Below are 17408 nucleotides of genomic sequence, written 5' to 3'. Positions count from 1 at the left end.
TGAGCTCACGAACGGCAGGGAGGTAGAGGGATGGGTATCGAAGAGGCACCGTCGGGGTTCCTGCTCACGACGGTCGAGGACCTCGCGGGGTACTTCCGCAAGGCGTCCCTGTGGCCGGTGACCTTCGGCCTCGCGTGCTGCGCGATCGAGATGATGGCGGCGGGCGCGTCCCGCTTCGACCTCTCGCGCTACGGCATGGAGGTCTTCCGCGCGTCGCCGCGCCAGGCGGACCTGATGATCGTCGCCGGGCGGGTGAGCCAGAAGATGGCTCCCGTCGTGCGCCAGGTCTACGACCAGATGTCCGAGCCCAAGTGGGTGCTGTCCATGGGCGTCTGCGCCAGCAGCGGCGGCATGTTCAACAACTACGCGATCGTGCAGGGCGTCGACCACATCGTCCCCGTCGACGTGTACCTGCCCGGCTGCCCGCCGCGGCCCGAGATGCTCATCAACGCGATCACCACGCTGCACGAGCAGATCGGCAACGAGCCGCTCGGCGCGAACCGCAAGGAGGCGGCGCGTGCCGCCGAGGCCGCGGCCCTCGAGGCCACGCCCACCCACCAGATGAAGGGGCTCCTGCGATGACGGGGACCGACGCCGTGGCGCCGGGCGCCGAGGGACGGCCCGAGATCGAGGTCGTCGACGTCCGCGCCGGCATGTTCGGTGCGCACGGCACCGGCGACACCTCCGGGTTCGGCGGGCTCCAGCGCCCGGTGGCGATGGCCCCTGCCGCGACCCGGCCCTACGGCGGTTGGTTCGACGAGGCCGTCGACGTGCTCGAGGAGGTCCTGACCGAGAGCGGGACGGACTTCGCCGCGGCCGTGGAGCGCGTCGTCGTGGCGCCGCCCGGGCCGCACGCCGAGCTCACCCTCCACGTCGCCCGCGAGCACGTCGTCGCGGTGTGCCAGGCGCTGCGCGACGACCAGGACCTGCGCTTCGAGCTGAGCCTCGGCGTCAGCGGCGTGCACTACCCGCACGACACGGGCCGCGAGCTCCACGCCGTCTACCACCTGACGTCCGTCACCCACTCCCGGTCGCTGCGGCTCGAGGTCGCCGTGCCCGACGCCGACCCGCACGTCCCGTCGACCGTGTCGGTGTACCCGACCAACGACTGGCACGAGCGCGAGACGTGGGACTTCTTCGGGATCGTCTTCGACGGGCACCCGGCGCTCGCACGGATCGAGATGCCCGACGACTGGCCCGGGCACCCCCAGCGCAAGGACTACCCGCTGGGCGGCATCCCGGTCGAGTACAAGGGCGCCACGGTGCCCCCGGCGGACCAGAGGAGGTCCTACTCGTGACTTCGACCGGAGCCCAGACCCCGCGCGCGACGCGCGCCGCGTCGGGCGACTTCGACAGCTCGATCCCGTCCTTCGAGGCGAGCGGGGGCGACTGGGCCGACATCGCGGCCGAGGCGGCCGACCTCGGCGAGGAGCGGATCGTCGTCAACATGGGTCCGCAGCACCCGTCGACGCACGGCGTGCTCCGCCTGATGCTCGAGATCGACGGCGAGACGGTCACCGAGGCCCGCTGCGGCATCGGCTACCTGCACACCGGCATCGAGAAGAACATGGAGTTCCGGACGTGGACGCAGGGCGTCACGTTCTGCACCCGCATGGACTACCTCGCGCCCCTGTTCCAGGAGGCCGGCTACTGCCTGGCCGCCGAGAAGCTGCTCGGGATCACCGACGACGTCCCTGAGCGCGCCAGCATCATCCGCGTGCTCGTCATGGAGCTCAACCGCGTCTCGTCGCACCTCGTGTGCATCGGCACCGGTGGCAACGAGATGGGCGCGACGACGGTCATGACCGTCGGCTTCACGGCCCGCGAGGAGATCCTGCGCCTCCTGGAGGCCATCACCGGGCTCCGCATGAACCACGCGTACATCCGGCCCGGCGGTGTCGTCCAGGACGCACCCGAGGGCTTCACGGCCCAGGTCCGGGCGGCCCTGCCGAAGATCCGCGAGTACATCGGGAACCTCGCCGACCTGATGCTGGCGAACCCGATCTTCAAGGCGCGGCTCGTCGGCGTCGGGCACCTGTCGCTCGCGGCCAACATGGCGCTCGGCATGACGGGGCCGGTGCTCCGGTCGTCGGGCCTGCCGTACGACGTGCGCAAGGCGCAGCCGTACAGCGGGTACGAGACGTACGACTTCGACGTCCCCACGTCGACCGACTGCGACTCCTACTCCCGCGTGGTCCTGCGGCTCGAGGAGTGCTTCCAGTCCCTCAAGATCGTCGAGCAGTGCCTCGAGCGCCTCGACGCGACCGAGGGCGACCCGGTGATGGTCGGCGACAAGAAGATCGCGCTGCCGTCACAGCTCGCGATCGGCTCGGACGGCCAGGGCAACTCCCTGGACCACATCAGGGAGATCATGGGCCAGTCGATGGAGGCCCTGATCCACCACTTCAAGCTCGTCACCGAGGGCTTCCGGGTCCCGGCCGGGCAGGCCTGGCAGACGGTCGAGGCGCCGCGCGGCGAGCTCGGCGTCCACCTGGTGTCGGACGGCGGGACGCGGCCCTACCGTGCCCACTTCCGTGATCCTTCGTTCAACAACCTGCAAGCCGTCGCGGCACTGTGCGAGGGGGTCAGGTCGCCGACGTCGTCGTCGCCGTGGCCTCGCTCGACCCGGTGCTCGGAGGGGTGGACCGATGACCGCCGAGACCCAGGGCCCGGAGCTGGCCCGCCGCACCGCCGCGTGCCGCTACGACGACGAGACGTACGCGCGCCTGGCCGCCGACGCCGCCGAGATCGTGGGCCGCTACCCGCACTCGCGGTCGGCGCTCCTGCCGATGCTCCACCTCGTGCAGGCGGAGGAGAGCTTCGTCTCGCGCGACGGCATCGCGTTCTGCGCCGAGCAGCTGGGCCTGACCACCGCGCAGGTGTCGGCCGTCGCGACCTTCTACACGCAGTACAAGCGGCACCCCAACGGCAAGTACACCGTCGGGGTCTGCACGAACACGCTGTGCGCCGTCATGGGCGGCGACGAGATCTTCGACTCGCTCAGCGAGCACCTCGACGTCGGCCACGACGAGACGACCGAGGACGGGCAGATCACCCTCGAGCGCGTCGAGTGCAACGCCGCCTGCGACTACGCCCCGGTCGTGATGGTCAACTGGGAGTTCTTCGACAACCAGACCCCGGAGACCGCTAAGGGGCTGGCCGACTCGCTCACGTCGGACGACGCCCCCGTGGTCCCGACGCGCGGTGCGGCGAGCGTCTGCTCGTTCAAGCAGATGAGCCGGGTCCTCGCCGGGTTCACGGACGGCCGCGCAGACGAGGGCTCGGGGGCCGGCACCGCGTCGCTCGCGGGCCTGAGGCTCGCCCGCGAGAACGACTGGACCGCACCGGGCAGCGAGGCCCCGGAGGGGGCCGAGGACAAGGCCCCGGCCGCGGTGGAGCAGGAGGCCACGACCACGAAGGCCGAGCCCGCCGTCGGCGAGCAGCAGTCGAGCGCCGAGCGCGAGACCGAGACCACGGAAGACGTCACACCGGGCGGCCCCACGTCGTCCGACACCGCAGGTGCGAAGGAGACGGACAAGTGACCTCCCCGCTGACCCCCGTCCTGACCGAGACCTGGGACGCCGACCGCTCCTGGTCGCTCGACACCTACCGCGCGAGCGGCGGCTACGACGCCCTCGAGAAGGCGCTCGGGCAGGACCCGGGCGACCTCGTTCAGCTCGTCAAGGACTCCGGCCTGCGCGGCCGCGGCGGCGCCGGGTTCCCGACCGGCCTCAAGTGGGGCTTCCTGCCCCCGGACGACGGCGGCCCCCGGTACCTCGTCGTCAACGCCGACGAGTCCGAGCCCGGGACCTGCAAGGACATCCCGCTGATGATGGCCTCGCCGCACCTGCTCGTCGAGGGCGTCGCGATCACGTCGTTCGCGATCGGCTGCAACCACGCGTTCATCTACGTCCGCGGCGAGGTGCTGCACGTCTACCGGCGCCTGCTGCGCGCCGTCGAGGAGGCGTACGCCGCCGGCCTGCTCGGCAAGGACGTGCTCGGCAAGGGCTACGACCTCGACGTCACCGTCCACGCCGGGGCCGGTGCGTACATCTGCGGCGAGGAGACGGCGCTGCTCGACTCCCTCGAGGGACGTCGCGGTCAGCCGCGGCTCAAGCCGCCGTTCCCCGCGGTCGCCGGGCTCTACGCGCGGCCCACCGTCGTCAACAACGTCGAGTCCATCGCGAGCGTGCCGTCGATCGTGCGCCACGGCGCCGACTGGTTCAAGGGCATGGGGACCGAGCGGTCCGCGGGCTACGGGATCTTCTCGCTGTCCGGGCACGTCAAGACCCCCGGCCAGTACGAGGCGCCGCTCGGCATCACGCTGCGCGAGCTCATCGACATGGCCGGCGGCATGCGCGAGGGCCACCAGCTGAAGTTCTGGACCCCGGGCGGGTCGTCGACGCCGCTGTTCACCGACGAGCACCTCGACGTCCCGCTGGACTACGAGTCGGTCGGCGCCGCAGGGTCGATGCTCGGCACCAGGGCCCTGCAGATCTTCGACGAGACCACGTGCGTCGTGCGCGCGGTGACCCGGTGGACCGAGTTCTACGCGCACGAGTCCTGCGGCAAGTGCACCCCGTGCCGCGAGGGGACGTTCTGGCTGCGCGCCGTGCTCCAGCGGGTCGAGGCCGGCCAGGGCACGCAGGAGGACCTCGACGTCCTGCTCGACGTGTGCGACAACATCCTCGGCCGGGCGTTCTGCGCGCTCGGCGACGGTGCGACGTCGCCGATCACCTCGAGCATCCAGTACTTCCGCGCCGAGTACGAGGCGCACATCACCGGTGGTGCGTGCCCGTTCGACCACTCGAAGTCAGCACTGTTCGACTACACGCCGCGAGAGCCCAAGGCACTCACCGGAGCGGGGGCCCACTGATGACCGTCACCACCCAGGGCAAGAGCGGGGCAGCCGACAAGGGCTCCCAGGGCTCCGACGAGGCGAAGACGCCGGCCCGCGCCGACGAGGTCACCTTCACGATCGACGGCGTCGAGACGTCCGTCCCGAAGGGGACCCTCGTCATCCGCGCCGCCGAGGAGATCGGCGTCGAGATCCCGCGGTTCTGCGACCACCCGCTCCTCGAGCCGGCCGGCGCGTGCCGCCAGTGCCTCGTCGAGGTGTCGATGCCCGACCGCGAGGGCAACCTGCGCCCGATGCCCAAGCCGCAGGCGTCGTGCACGCTGACCGCCTCCCCGGGCATGGTCGTCAAGACCCAGCTCACCTCCGCCGTCGCCGACAAGGCGCAGCACGGCGTCATGGAGCTGCTGCTCATCAACCACCCGCTCGACTGCCCCGTCTGCGACAAGGGCGGCGAGTGCCCCTTGCAGAACCAGGCGATGAGCCACGGGCGGCCGACCTCGCGCCTCGTCGACGCCAAGCGGACGTTCGCCAAGCCGCTGGCCGTCTCGACGCAGATCCTGCTCGACCGCGAGCGCTGCATCCTCTGCCAGCGCTGCACCCGCTTCTCCCTGGAGATCGCGGGCGACCCGTTCATCGACCTGCAGAAGCGCGGCGCGTCGCAGCAGATCGGCCGCTTCGACGAGTCGGTCCTCGACTTCGAGGAGCCCGTCGACCCCGAGCGCGGGGCCGACGTCCCGGTGGGCGCCGCCCTCGCGGACGAGTCGGGGAGCACCTTCGCGTCGTACTTCTCCGGCAACACGGTGCAGATCTGCCCGGTCGGGGCTCTCACGAGCGCCGCGTACCGGTTCCGGTCGCGGCCGTTCGACCTGATCTCGACCCCGGCGGTCGCCGAGCACGACTCGTGCGGGTCCGCGATCCGCGTCGACCACCGTCGCGGCGTCGTCCTGCGCCGGCTCGCCGGTGACGACCCGGCCGTCAACGAGGAGTGGATCACCGACAAGGACCGCTTCGCGTTCGCCTGGCAGTCCGCGGCGGACCGGCTCTCCACCCCGCTCGTGCGCGAGCGGTCGGTCGCGGCCGACGGCACGGTGACCCGGGGCGCCCTGCGCCCGGCGAGCTGGGTCGAGGCGCTCGAGCTCGCCGCCGAGGGGCTGGCCGCGGCCAAGGAGCGCGGCGGCGTCGCGGTGCTCCCCGGCGGTCGGCTCACCGTCGAGGACGCGTACGCCTACGCGAAGTTCGCGCGGGTCGCGCTCGGGACCAACGACGTCGACCACCGGGCCCGGGTGCACAGCGACGAGGAGTCGGCGTTCCTCGCCCACCTCGTCGCCGGCTCGGGCATCGGGGTCACGTTCGCCGACCTCGAGGCCGCGCCCGCTGCTCTGCTCGTCGGCCTGGAGGCCGAGGAGGAGGCCGGCGTCACGTTCCTGCGGCTGCGCAAGGCCGCCGAGAAGCGCGGGCTGAAGGTCTTCTCGGTCGCACCGTTCGCCACCCGCGGGCTCGAGCGGATGAGCGGCACCCTGCTCCCCGCCGCGCCCGGCACCGAGGCCGAGTGGCTCGACGGGATCGCCGACGGCGAGACGCAGGACCCGCAGTCGGTCGCCCTCGCGGGCGAAGCCCTGGGGCAGCCCGGCGCGGTGATCCTCGTCGGGGAGCGGCTCGCGGGTGTGCCCGGCGCGTACAGCGCGGTCCTGAGGCTCGCCGAGCGCACCGGTGCCCGCGTCGCCTGGATCCCGCGTCGTGCGGGTGAGCGTGCTGGGGTCGAGCTCGGGACGCTGCCGACGCTGCTCCCGGGCGGTCGCCCCGTGGCGGACGACGCCGCGCGCGCCGAGGTCGCCGGCTCCTGGGGCGTCGCGGCGCTCCCGGACGCGCCCGGCCGGTCGGCGGACGACATCGTGGACGCCCTGGCCGTCGGTCAGCTCGCGGGCGCCGTCGTCGGCGGTGTCGAGCTCTCCGACCTGCCCGACCCGGCACACGCCCGGCGCGCGCTCGCGCAGGCCGAGTTCCTGGTCTCGCTCGAGGTCCGGGAGTCCGAGGTCACCGGGTTCGCCGACGTCGTGCTGCCGGTCGCCCCGCCGACCGAGAAGTCCGGCGCCTACTGGAACTGGGAGGGGCGCGTGCGTCCCTTCGGGCAGGCCCTGGAGTCGTCCGCGATGGCGGACCACCGCGTCCTCGACGCGCTCGCCGACACGCTCGGCGCGCCGCTCGGCCTGGGTTCGCTCGACCAGGTGCGCGCCGAGGTCGAGGGCTTCGCCGCCTGGACGGGCGCGCGTGCCGCGGCGCCCGCGGTCGACCCGGTCGAGCCGCCCGCGGTCGAGCCCGGGACGGCCGTGCTGGCGAGCTGGCGCCTGCTGCTCGACGCCGGGCGCGGTCAGGACGGCGAGCCGTTCCTCGCGGGCACGGCCAAGCGTCCGGTGGCCCGCGTCTCGACGGTGACGGCTGCCGCGTGCCAGGTGTCGGACGGCGACCTGCTCACCGTCCGTAGCGACCGCGGGGCCGTGACGCTCCCGGTCGCCGTGACCGAGATGGTCGACCACGTCGTGTGGCTGCCGCTGCGCTCGCCCGGCAGCGCCGTGCACGAGTCGCTGGGGGCCGGTCCCGGTGACACCGTCCGGGTCGCCGCGGCGGGGGCGGACGTCGCCTCGCCCCCGGTCTCCGGGTCCGACGAGGGGAGCCTGCGATGAGCAGCCTGAGCGTGCTGAGCCTGCCGACGGAGACGCCCGGGATCGCGGGCGTCGCCGCCGACTTCTCGCAGGACAACGGGTGGACGTACCTCGTCAAGGCCGTCCTCATCGTCGTGTTCCTGCTGACCAGCGTGCTGATCGCGATCTGGTTCGAGCGCAAGGTCGTCGCCCGGATGCAGCTGCGCCCGGGCCCCAACGTCCACGGACCGTTCGGTCTGCTCCAGTCGCTCGCCGACGCCATGAAGCTCCTGCTCAAGGAGGACATGACGGTCAAGGCGGCCGACAAGTTCGTCTACCTGCTGGCGCCGATGATCTCGGTGTTCTGCTCGCTGCTCGTCTTCGCCGTGATCCCGTTCGGGCCCGAGGTCCGGATCCCGTTCACCGACTACGTGACACCCGCGCAGCTCACCGACTTCCCGGTCGCCGTGCTGTACATCCTCGCGTGCGCGTCGCTCGGCGTGTACGGGATCGTGCTCGGTGGCTGGTCCTCCGGCTCGACGTACCCGCTGCTCGGCTCGGTGCGCTCGACCGCCCAGGTGATCAGCTACGAGCTCGCGATGGGCCTCTCGCTCGTCACGGTCTTCATCATGGCCGGCTCGATGTCCACGTCGGAGATCGTCGGTTCGCAGACCCAGCTCTGGTGGTTCCTGCCGCTGCTGCCCGCCTTCGTGATCTATGTGATCTCGATGATGGGTGAGGTCAACCGCCTCCCGTTCGACCTCCCGGAGGCGGAGGGCGAGCTGGTGTCCGGCTACATGACCGAGTACTCGTCGATGAAGTTCGCGTGGTTCTTCCTCGCGGAGTACATCAACATGATCAACGTCTCGGCGATCGCCACCACGCTCTTCTTCGGCGGCTGGCGCGCCCCGTGGCCGCTGTCGGCGATCAACGACGGCATGTTCAACGAGGGCTGGTGGCCGATCCTCTGGTTCCTCGCCAAGATGTGGGCCTTCATGTTCCTGTTCGTGTGGGTGCGCGGCACGGTCCTGCGCCTGCGCTACGACCAGTTCATGAAGTTCGGCTGGAAGGTGCTCATCCCCGTCGCCCTCGGCTGGGTCGTGCTCCTGTCGATCGCCCAGGGCGTGCGCCAGTTCGGCGACGTCGACACCCGCGGGTTCCTCATCGGCGCCGGGGTGCTGGCGGTCGTGCTGCTCGCGGTGCTGTGGTTCTGGCCCGACCCGAAGTCCAAGGCGAAGACCGACGGGCCCACCGCCGGTGCGGGTTCGGACCCCGGTGCCGCGCAGACCGCGGACGTCGAGTTCGACGCCTTCGCGCACGGCTACCCCGTCCCGCCGCTGCCGGGGCAGAAGCTGCCCCCGTCACCACGACGGCGGTCCGCCGCCGTGCCGGTCCCCGACACGTCCGACACCGAGGAGGGTCCCCGTGCCTGACGACGCCCCCACCCCGTACGAACCGCTGCTGCCCAAGGCGACGGGCATCAAGGAGCTCTTCGCTCCGGTCGCGGGCTTCGGCGTGACCTTCTCGTCGATGTTCAAGCCGGTCGTGACCGAGCAGTACCCGCGGCAGAAGGTCCCGACCCAGCCCCGCTACCACGGTCGGCACCAGCTCAACCGCTACGCGGACGGGCTCGAGAAGTGCATCGGCTGCGAGCTGTGCGCGTGGGCCTGCCCTGCGGACGCGATCTACGTCGAGGGCGCCGACAACGCCGACCTGCCCGACGGCGGCCACATGTCGCCGGGGAGCGGTACGGCCGCGTCTACCAGATCAACTACCTGCGCTGCATCTTCTGCGCGCTCTGCATCGAGGCGTGCCCCACGCGGGCGCTGACGATGTCGAACGACTACGAGCTCGCCGGCCAGACCCGCGAGGGCATGATCTTCGAGAAGCAGGACCTGCTCGCCCCGCTCCGGGACGGCATGCTGCCGGCCCCGCACCCGATGGTCGAGGGCACGACGGACACCGAGTACTACCGGGGCGAGATCACCGGCCCGACGGACGCCCAGCGCGCCTGGGTCGACGAGCACTCCGGTGACTCGGGCACGCCCGCCCAGCCCGACGAGACGCCCGCCGGGGACCCGGCGCCGCCCGCAGCCGAGGGGTCGCACGATGAGCACGGGGGAGGACGTCCTGTTCTGGATCCTCGCGCCGCTGATGGTGATCGCGGCGATGGGTCTGCTCTTCACGCGCAAGGCGGTCCACGCGGCGGTCGCCGTCGTCTTCGTGATGATCAGCCTCGCGGTGCTGTACATCGCCCAGGAGGCGCCGTTCCTCGGCGTCGTCCAGATCGTCGTCTACACGGGCGCCGTGATGATGCTGTTCCTCTTCGTCCTCATGCTCGTCGGGGTCGACGCCTCGGACTCGCTGGTGGAGACGATCAAGGGCCAGCGCTGGATCGGCGCGCTGCTCGGCCTCGGGCTCGTCGCCATCATCGTCGGCGTGGTCGTCCAGGTGACGTTCCCGCCCGCGGTCGGCCTGCCGGCCGACGAGCAGACCAACCCGGTGACGCTCGCACGCATCCTCTTCTCCGACTACGTCTTCACGTTCGAGGTCGTCGGGATCCTCCTCGTCACGGCCGCGGTCGCCGCGCTGGTGCTCACGCACCGCCGGCGCCTCGAGCCGCACCGCGGGCAGAAGGAGCGTGCCGACGAGAAGGTCGCGAGGCTCCCCGAGGGCGGCCGTCTCGTATCGCTCCCGGCGCCGGGTGTCTACGCGCAGCACAACGCGATGGATGTGCCCGCGCTCGACGCCCAGGGTCGCCCGATCCCGGAGTCGATCTCCCGCGTGCTGCGGATCCGCGGCCAGGCCCGCTCGGAGTCCTCGATCCTCGAGTCCGAGCGCGACGTCATGGTCGAGCACATGCCCGACCACTCGCTCCTGAGCGTGCGTGCCGACCTGCCCGACACGGCCGGGACGGACGGCGCGGCCGACGCGCACCCCGGACCCGACGCCCGACCTGACGACGGTCCACCCGACGACGCGACGCCGTCCGGCACCGAGAGCGAGGACCGCTGACATGGAGCTCATGCACTACATCGTGCTGTCGGGGATCCTCTTCTCCATCGGCGCCGCGACCGTCCTCCTGCGCCGCAACGCGATCATCGTGTTCATGGGCGTCGAGCTCATGCTCAACGCCTGCAACCTCGCGTTCGTGACGTTCGCCCGCATGCACGGCGACGCGCAGGGACAGGTCATCGCGTTCTTCGTCATGGTGGTGGCCGCTGCCGAGGTGGTGGTGGGGCTCGCGATCATCGTCGCGATCTTCCGCTCCCGCCGGTCCGCGTCCGTCGACGACGTCAACCTCCTGAAGAACTGAAGGGGCACAGATGTACCTGGCTCAGATGCCCTCGTTGACGTCGCTCGCGTCGGCCGTCCCGGCCGAGACGCACGGCGCCTCGACCGACGTGCCCGCCTCGTTGCAGGCGGCGCCGCTCGTCATCCTCCTGCCGCTCCTCGGCGCAGCGCTCCTCCTGCTCCTCGGACGGCGCAGCGACCGCTGGGGCCACTGGCTCGGCGTGCTGATGTCCGCCGGCGCGTTCGTCGTCGGCCTGATCCTCTTCGTGGGGCTCACCGGGCTCGACACCGGCGACCGCGTCTACGACATGACGCTGTTCGAGTGGATCCCCGCGGGCACGCTCGACGTCAGCGCCGGGCTGCGGATCGACCCGCTGTCCGTGACGTTCGTGCTCCTCGTGACGTTCGTCGGCTCGTTGATCCACATCTACTCGATCGCGTACATGGAGCACGACGAGAACCGGCGCCGGTTCTTCGCGTACCTGAACCTCTTCGTCGCGGCGATGCTCGTCCTCGTCATGGCCGACTCGTACCTGCTGCTGTTCGTCGGCTGGGAGGGCGTGGGTCTCGCGTCGTACCTGCTCATCGGGTTCTGGTACCACGAGCGGGCGAACGCGGTCGCGGCGAAGAAGGCCTTCGTCATGAACCGTGTCGGTGACATCGGCCTCCTCGTCGCCATGATGCTCATGCTCGCGACGTTCGGGTCGCTGAACTTCTCGGAGGTATTCGCCCAGGCGCCCGAGGCGAGCGCCGGGATCGCGACCGCGATCGGCCTCATGCTCCTCCTGGCGGCCTGCGGCAAGTCGGCGCAGTTCCCGCTGCAGGCGTGGCTCGGCGACGCGATGGCGGGCCCGACCCCGGTCTCGGCGCTCATCCACGCGGCGACGATGGTCACCGCGGGCGTCTACCTCGTCGTGCGTTCCGCGCCGGTCTTCGAGTCGACCCCGACCGCTCAGCTCGTCGTCGTGATCGTCGGCGCCGTCACCCTGATCTTCGGGGCGATCGTCGGTTCCGCGAAGGACGACATCAAGAAGGCGCTGGCCGCCTCGACGATGTCCCAGATCGGCTACATGATCCTCGCCGCCGGCCTCGGTCCGGTCGGCTACGCGTTCGCGATCTTCCACCTCGTCACCCACGGGTTCTTCAAGGCCGGCATGTTCCTCGGCGCCGGGTCCGTGATGCACGGCATGGACGACGGCGTGAACATGCGCCGCTTCGGTGGGCTGTCCCGGTTCATGAAGGTCACGTTCGTGACGTTCGGCCTGGGCTGGCTCGCGATCCTCGGCATCCCGCCGTTCTCCGGGTTCTGGTCCAAGGACAAGATCATCGAGGTCGCGTTCATCCCGGTCGACGGCCAGGAGTGGCGCGCCTGGGTCTTCGGTCTCGCGGCGCTCATCGGTGCCGGGATCACCGCGTTCTACATGTCGCGCCTGTTCTTCATGACGTTCACCGGCCGTCGACGCTGGAACGACGGCTCCGGCTCGGTGAGCGGTGCGGGCCCGCAGGACGGCGACGTCCGGCACCCGCACGAGTCGCCCAAGCTCATGACGGTCCCGATGATCATCCTGGCGATCGGCTCGGTCGCGCTCGGCGGGATCCTCGCGTGGGGCGACATGTTCGTCACGTGGCTCGAGCCCGTCACGGGGCACGCCGAGCACGGTGAGCCCGTGCTCGCGCCGTGGGTGCTCATCGTCCTGACGCTCCTGCTCGTCCTGGCCGGCATCGCCCTCGCGTGGCGCCAGTACACCGTGGCCGACGTCCCGATCACCCCGCCGCGCGGCTCGGCGCTCACGCGCGCAGCACGCAAGGACCTGTACCAGGACGACGTGAACGAGGCCCTGGTCATGCGTCCGGGGCAGTACCTGACGCGCACGCTCGTCTACGCCGACAAGGAGATCGTCGACGGGTCCTTCATGGGCCTCGGCGCGATGTTCTCGCGCAGCGCGAGCGTGTGGCGCAAGGCGCAGAACGGATACGTCCGGACCTACGCGGCCACCATCCTGGCCGGCCTGATCGTGATCGTCGCCGTCGTCCTGGCGCTGGCGAGCTGAGGAAAGTGACCGAAATGATCTCCTTCCCCTGGCTGACGACGCTGATCGTCGTACCGCTCGTCGGAGCCCTCGTCGTCTGGCTCCTCGGGTCGACGTCCGCCCGCACCCGCGTCCGCGAGGTCGCCCTGGGCTTCTCGCTCGTCGAGGTCGTGCTCCTGGTCCTGACGGTCCTCGCGTTCGACACCTCCGCGGCGCAGGAGCACCAGCTCCTCGAGACCCACGCGTGGATCCCGCAGCTCGGCGCGAGCTACGCCGTCGGGGTGGACGGCGTGGCGCTCCTGCTCGTCGCCCTCGCCGTCGGCCTCGTGCCCCTGGTGATCGGCGCCGCGTGGCGCGAGAACCTGACGCCGGACGGTGCCCTGGGTCGCACGGGTGCCTACATGGCGCTGGTCCTGGCGCTCGAGTCCTTCATGGTGGCGATCTTCGTGGCCCGGGACGTGTTCCTGTTCTACGTGATCTTCGAGGCCATGCTGATCCCGGTCTACTTCATGATCGGCGCGTTCGGCCGTGGCGCCCAGCGGCGCTACGCGGCGATCAAGTTCCTGCTCTTCTCGCTCGCGGGCGGGCTGATCATGCTCGTCGCCGTGATCGCCCTGTACCTCAACGGGCCGGGCGGGGAGCAGGGCTTCCTCACCGAGAACCTCGTCGGGAACCTGACGGCCGACGAGTCCACGCAGCGGCTGCTCTTCCTCGGCTTCTTCGTCGCGTTCGCCATCAAGGCGCCGATGTTCCCGGTGCACACGTGGCTGCCCGACACCGCGCAGGCCGCCCCCGCCGGCACGTCCGCGCTGCTCGTCGGGGTGCTCGACAAGGTCGGCACGTTCGGGATGCTCACGCTCTGCCTCCCGCTGTTCCCGGACGCGAGCCGCTGGGCCGCGCCCGTGATCGTCGTGCTGGCGCTCGTCTCGATCCTCTACGGCGCGCTGATGGCGATCGGCCAGAAGGACCTGATGCGGCTCATCGCCTACACGTCGGTGTCCCACTTCGGGTTCATCGTGCTGGGCATCTTCGCGTTCACGCAGCTCAGCATCTCGGGCTCGTCGCTGTACATGCTCAACCACGGGATCTCGACCGGGGCCCTGTTCCTCCTCGCCGGCTTCCTCGTCGCACGGCACCCGGAGCGCTCGCAGCGGATCGCGGACTACGGGGGCCTGCAGAAGATCGCCCCGGTCCTCGCGGGCACGTTCCTCGTCGCCGGCCTCTCCGCCCTCTCTCTGCCGGGGCTGTCGACGTTCGTCTCCGAGATCATGGTGTTCCTCGGCACGTACGCGACCAACCCGGCGATCGCGATCGTCGCGGCGCTCGGCGTCGTCCTCGCCGCCCTGTACGTGCTGCTGACCTACCAGCGCGCCTTCACCGGTGAGGTCCCCGAGGCGCTCGCCGCGACCCCGGACCTGTCGGGACGTGAGAAGTGGGTCGTGGGCCCGCTGATCGCAGGGCTGCTCGTGCTGGGCCTCTACCCGGCCCCGGCGCTCGACCTCGTCCGCGACCCGGCGACCACGACCCTCACGGCGGTCGGTGTCACCGACCCGGCCGCCGATGCTGCCAGCACCACCGACGGGAGTGACTCGTGACGAACTTCTTCGCACCGACGGTCGACTGGGGCGCCCTCGTCCCGCTGCTCGTGGTCCTGGGTGCCGGCGTGATCGGGGTGCTGGTCGAGGCCTTCGTCCCGGCCCGTGCGCGTCGGACGACGCAGCTCACCCTGTCGCTCGCGGCGCTGGTCGGTGGCCTCGTCGCCCTGGGCCTGCTGTGGCAGGACGTCAACGAGACCGGCCCCCGCGCCGTGCTCGGCGGCGCCTACCAGGTCGACCTGTTCTCGCTCTCGATCCAGGCGGTGGTGGTGCTGCTGGCCGCCGTGTCGCTGCTCGTGATCGCGGACCGCAGCGCGTCGGGCGAGGACGCCTTCGCCCCCACGGCCTCCGCCGTGCCGGGGACGCCGTACGAGGACCTCGCGCGCCGCCGCGGCCTGGTCCAGACCGAGGTCTACCCGCTCGTCCTCTTCGCGGTCGGCGGCATGATGATCTTCCCCGCCGCGGGTGACCTGCTGACGATGTTCGTCGCGCTCGAGGTCCTGTCGCTCCCGCTCTACGTGCTCACCGCGATGGCGCGCCGGCGTCGCCTCCTCAGCCAGGAGGCGTCGTTCAAGTACTTCGTCCTCGGTGCCTTCGCCTCCGCGTTCTTCCTGTTCGGGACGGCGCTGCTCTACGGGGCGACGGGCTCGGTCGGGATCTCCGACATCGGGCAGGCCCTCGGCCAGGGGCTGGCCGGCGCCGAGGGATGGACCTCCTCGCGCTGCTGGGCATCCTGTTCCTGCTCACCGGTCTGCTGTTCAAGGTCGGCTCCGCGCCGTTCCACGTCTGGACGCCGGACGTCTACCAGGGTGCACCGACGCCGATCACCGGGTTCATGGCGGCCTGCACCAAGGCCGCGGCCTTCGGGGCGCTGATCCGCGTGCTCGTGATCGTGGGCGCCGGGCTCCAGGTGGGGCTGCCGGACGCCTATCAGGCGCTCGAGGTCGGGCTCTGGACCTTCGCGATCGCGTCGATGGTCGTGGGGTCCGTCGTGACGCTCGTCCAGGTCGACGTCAAGCGGATCCTCGGGTACTCCGCGATCGCGCACACCGGGTTCCTCCTGGTCGGGGTGATCGGCCTGCTCAGCCTCGTGGGGACGGCAGGCGTCGGGAGCGCTCTCCCGTCGCTGATCTTCTACCTGCTGGCCTACGGCCTCGCGACGGTCGGCGCCTTCACGGTCGTCACGCTGGTCCGCGAGACCTCGCGCTCCGCCACGGTCGGAGCCCTCGTCGGCGCCGCGGGCTCGGGCGCGGGTGCGACGACCGCGGCCGCGGACGGCGCCGGTGCCACCGGTCCGGTCACGACGTCCGGCGCGTCCGACGGGTCCGCGAGCGATGACGAGACGGCGGTCGAGCCGCCGGTCGTGCTCGGCGAGGCGACCCACCTCTCGCAGTGGGCGGGCCTCGGCCGCCGCAGCCCGTGGCTGGCCGCGCTGTACTCGCTGTTCCTGCTCTCGATGGCGGGTATCCCGCTCACCGCGGGCTTCGTCGCGAAGTTCGGCGTGTTCTCCGCAGCGGTGGCGGGCGGCGACTGGGTGCTCGCGCTGGTCGGTGTCCTCAGCTCTGCCGTCGCGGTGTTCTTCTACGTCCGGATCATCGTGCTGATGTACTTCACGCCGGCCGACGAGGACGCAGCGGTCACCGTCGTGGCACCGAAGCCGCTCGCGCTGATCGCCCTGTTCGTCTGCGCCGTCGGGGTGATCGGCCTCGGGATCTTCCCGTCGCCGGTTCTCGGTCTGCTCGGCTAGGACGGTAAGTTCGGTCCCGTGACATCTGTGCCCCGCGCCGCCACGGCCGCGCTCCCGCTCGTCGACCCCGAGATCTCGGAGCGCATCAGCTCGCGGCTCGAGCTCGTCGAGGCGCGCCTGCGCGAGACGGTGACGCAGGCGGACACGCTCGCCGACACCGCGTCGCGGCACCTCGTGTCGGCCGGGGGAAGCGTCTGCGCCCGCTCCTGACGCTCCTCGCCGCCGAGCTCGGCGACCCGGCGGGCGAGGGCCTCGTCGACGCCGCGGTGGGGGTCGAGCTCACCCACCTCGCCACGCTCTACCACGACGACGTCATGGACTCCGCGCCCACGCGGCGCGGCGCACCCAGCGCGCACGAGGTCTGGGGCAACAGCGTCGCGATCCTCGTGGGGGACCTGCTGTTCGCCCGGGCCTCGCGGACCATCGCCGGGCTCGGCCCCGAGGCGGTGCTCATCCAGGCCGCGACGTTCGAGCGGCTCTGCCTCGGCCAGCTGCACGAGACCGTCGGGCCGAGCGGCGACGAGGACGCCGTCGAGCACTACCTGCAGGTGCTGGCCGACAAGACCGCGTCGCTCCTCGCGACGTCGGCACGGTTCGGCGCGATGTTCTCCGGCTGCCCGCAGGAGCACGTCGAGACCGTCAGCGCGTACGGCGAGAAGCTCGGCGTCGCGTTCCAGCTCGCCGACGACGTGCTCGATCTCGCCTCGACGGGCGACGAGTCGGGCAAGACCCCGGAACCGACCTGCGCGAGCACGTCCCGACCATGCCGGTGCTGCTGCTGCGGCGCAGGGCCGCGGGACCCGACGCCGCGCCGTCCGACACGGACCTGCTGGCCCGGCTCGACGGCGACCTCTCGGACGACGCGGTGCTCGCCGCGGTCGTCGCGGACCTCCGCGCCCACCCCGTGCTCGGGGAGACGCGCGAGCTCGCGGTGCGATGGGCGCGCGAGGCGGCGGACGAGCTGGCGCCGCTCCCGGACGGGGCCGTCAAGGAGACGTTCGCAGAGCTCGCGACGACGCTCGCCGACCGCGCGGCCTGACCCGCGCACCTGCTGCGGAGCGGTATGGGGAGTTCTCCCCATACCACTCGTTTCCGGGGTAGGTGACGCTTACCGTACAGTGGCTGCGGCCGGTCGCCCCGTTCGCGGGGCCCCAAGGGGACGGGCCAGGGGCACACGGGCGTAGGGGTCGGGTATCACACGTGGGACATCTCGGACGATGGGCCGCGCGCGGACGCGGTATCGCG

At 71.4% G+C, this 17408-nt stretch carries 11 protein-coding genes and 5 pseudogenes; all 16 read left to right on the top strand.

Features of this window, described 5'->3' with window-relative positions; translation table 11 throughout:
* Positions 1 to 30: 30 nt before the first annotated feature.
* The 16 genes and pseudogenes from QUE47_RS02815 (at position 31) to QUE47_RS02745 (ending at position 17202) form a co-directional block, all read left to right on the top strand.
* Positions 31 to 582: a NuoB/complex I 20 kDa subunit family protein gene (locus tag QUE47_RS02815; protein WP_286218477.1), complete on the top strand. Its 552-nt coding sequence runs from the start codon at positions 31 to 33 to the stop codon at positions 580 to 582.
* Positions 579 to 1298 carry an NADH-quinone oxidoreductase subunit C gene (locus QUE47_RS02810; protein WP_286218476.1) on the top strand — a complete coding sequence of 240 codons (720 nt, stop codon included), beginning with the start codon at positions 579 to 581 and terminating at the stop codon, positions 1296 to 1298. Before QUE47_RS02815 ends, QUE47_RS02810 begins: the two co-directional genes overlap by 4 nt.
* Positions 1295 to 2652 (top strand): annotated as a pseudogene (locus QUE47_RS02805) (NADH-quinone oxidoreductase subunit D). The gene QUE47_RS02810 and the pseudogene QUE47_RS02805 overlap by 4 nt, the downstream one beginning before the upstream one ends.
* Positions 2649 to 3542 carry an NADH-quinone oxidoreductase subunit NuoE gene (nuoE, locus tag QUE47_RS02800; protein ID WP_286218475.1) on the top strand — a complete coding sequence of 298 codons (894 nt, stop codon included), beginning with the start codon at positions 2649 to 2651 and terminating at the stop codon, positions 3540 to 3542. Before QUE47_RS02805 ends, nuoE begins: the two are co-directional and overlap by 4 nt.
* Entirely contained in the window at positions 3539 to 4876 is a 1338-nt protein-coding gene (gene nuoF, locus QUE47_RS02795) for an NADH-quinone oxidoreductase subunit NuoF (RefSeq protein ID WP_286218474.1), read from the top strand. Before nuoE ends, nuoF begins: the two co-directional genes overlap by 4 nt.
* Entirely contained in the window at positions 4876 to 7539 is a 2664-nt protein-coding gene (locus QUE47_RS02790; RefSeq protein ID WP_286218473.1) for an NADH-quinone oxidoreductase subunit G, read from the top strand. Before nuoF ends, QUE47_RS02790 begins: the two co-directional genes overlap by 1 nt.
* A complete protein-coding gene (gene nuoH, locus QUE47_RS02785) occupies positions 7536 to 8930 on the top strand; it encodes an NADH-quinone oxidoreductase subunit NuoH (protein WP_286218472.1) in 1395 nt (464 codons plus the stop codon). Before QUE47_RS02790 ends, nuoH begins: the two co-directional genes overlap by 4 nt.
* Before the next feature lie 97 nt (positions 8931 to 9027).
* A pseudogene (locus QUE47_RS17095) lies at positions 9028 to 9162 on the top strand (NADH-quinone oxidoreductase subunit NuoI); the annotation flags it as partial.
* Positions 9135 to 9296, top strand: a pseudogene (locus QUE47_RS17090) (hypothetical protein); the annotation flags it as partial. The pseudogenes QUE47_RS17095 and QUE47_RS17090, both read left to right, overlap by 28 nt.
* A gap of 310 nt (positions 9297 to 9606) precedes the next feature.
* A complete protein-coding gene (locus QUE47_RS02775) occupies positions 9607 to 10512 on the top strand; it encodes an NADH-quinone oxidoreductase subunit J (RefSeq protein ID WP_286218471.1) in 906 nt (301 codons plus the stop codon).
* 1 nt (position 10513) lies between these two features.
* Positions 10514 to 10813 (top strand): NADH-quinone oxidoreductase subunit NuoK, encoded by a 300-nt coding sequence (gene nuoK / locus QUE47_RS02770; protein WP_286218470.1) that lies wholly within the window; start codon positions 10514 to 10516, stop codon positions 10811 to 10813.
* Between the two features lie 25 nt (positions 10814 to 10838).
* On the top strand, positions 10839 to 12842 hold the full coding sequence (nuoL, locus tag QUE47_RS02765) for an NADH-quinone oxidoreductase subunit L (RefSeq protein ID WP_286218469.1): 2004 nt from the start codon (positions 10839 to 10841) through the stop codon (positions 12840 to 12842).
* 14 nt (positions 12843 to 12856) lie between these two features.
* On the top strand, positions 12857 to 14416 hold the full coding sequence (locus tag QUE47_RS02760) for an NADH-quinone oxidoreductase subunit M (protein WP_286218468.1): 1560 nt from the start codon (positions 12857 to 12859) through the stop codon (positions 14414 to 14416).
* A 443-nt stretch (positions 14417 to 14859) separates the two neighbouring features.
* A pseudogene (locus tag QUE47_RS02755) lies at positions 14860 to 15045 on the top strand (proton-conducting transporter transmembrane domain-containing protein); the annotation flags it as partial.
* A 77-nt stretch (positions 15046 to 15122) separates the two neighbouring features.
* A complete protein-coding gene (locus QUE47_RS02750) occupies positions 15123 to 16163 on the top strand; it encodes an NADH-quinone oxidoreductase subunit N (protein WP_286218467.1) in 1041 nt (346 codons plus the stop codon).
* An 18-nt stretch (positions 16164 to 16181) separates the two neighbouring features.
* Positions 16182 to 17202 (top strand): annotated as a pseudogene (locus QUE47_RS02745) (polyprenyl synthetase family protein).
* The last annotated feature ends 206 nt before the right edge of the window (positions 17203 to 17408 follow it).

The organism is Paraoerskovia sediminicola, from assembly GCF_030296575.1.
Classification (GTDB): Bacteria; Actinomycetota; Actinomycetes; order Actinomycetales; family Cellulomonadaceae; genus Paraoerskovia; species Paraoerskovia sediminicola.
The sequence above is the reverse complement of the archived record's forward strand: the minus strand, read 5'-3'. Positions and strand labels throughout refer to the sequence as shown.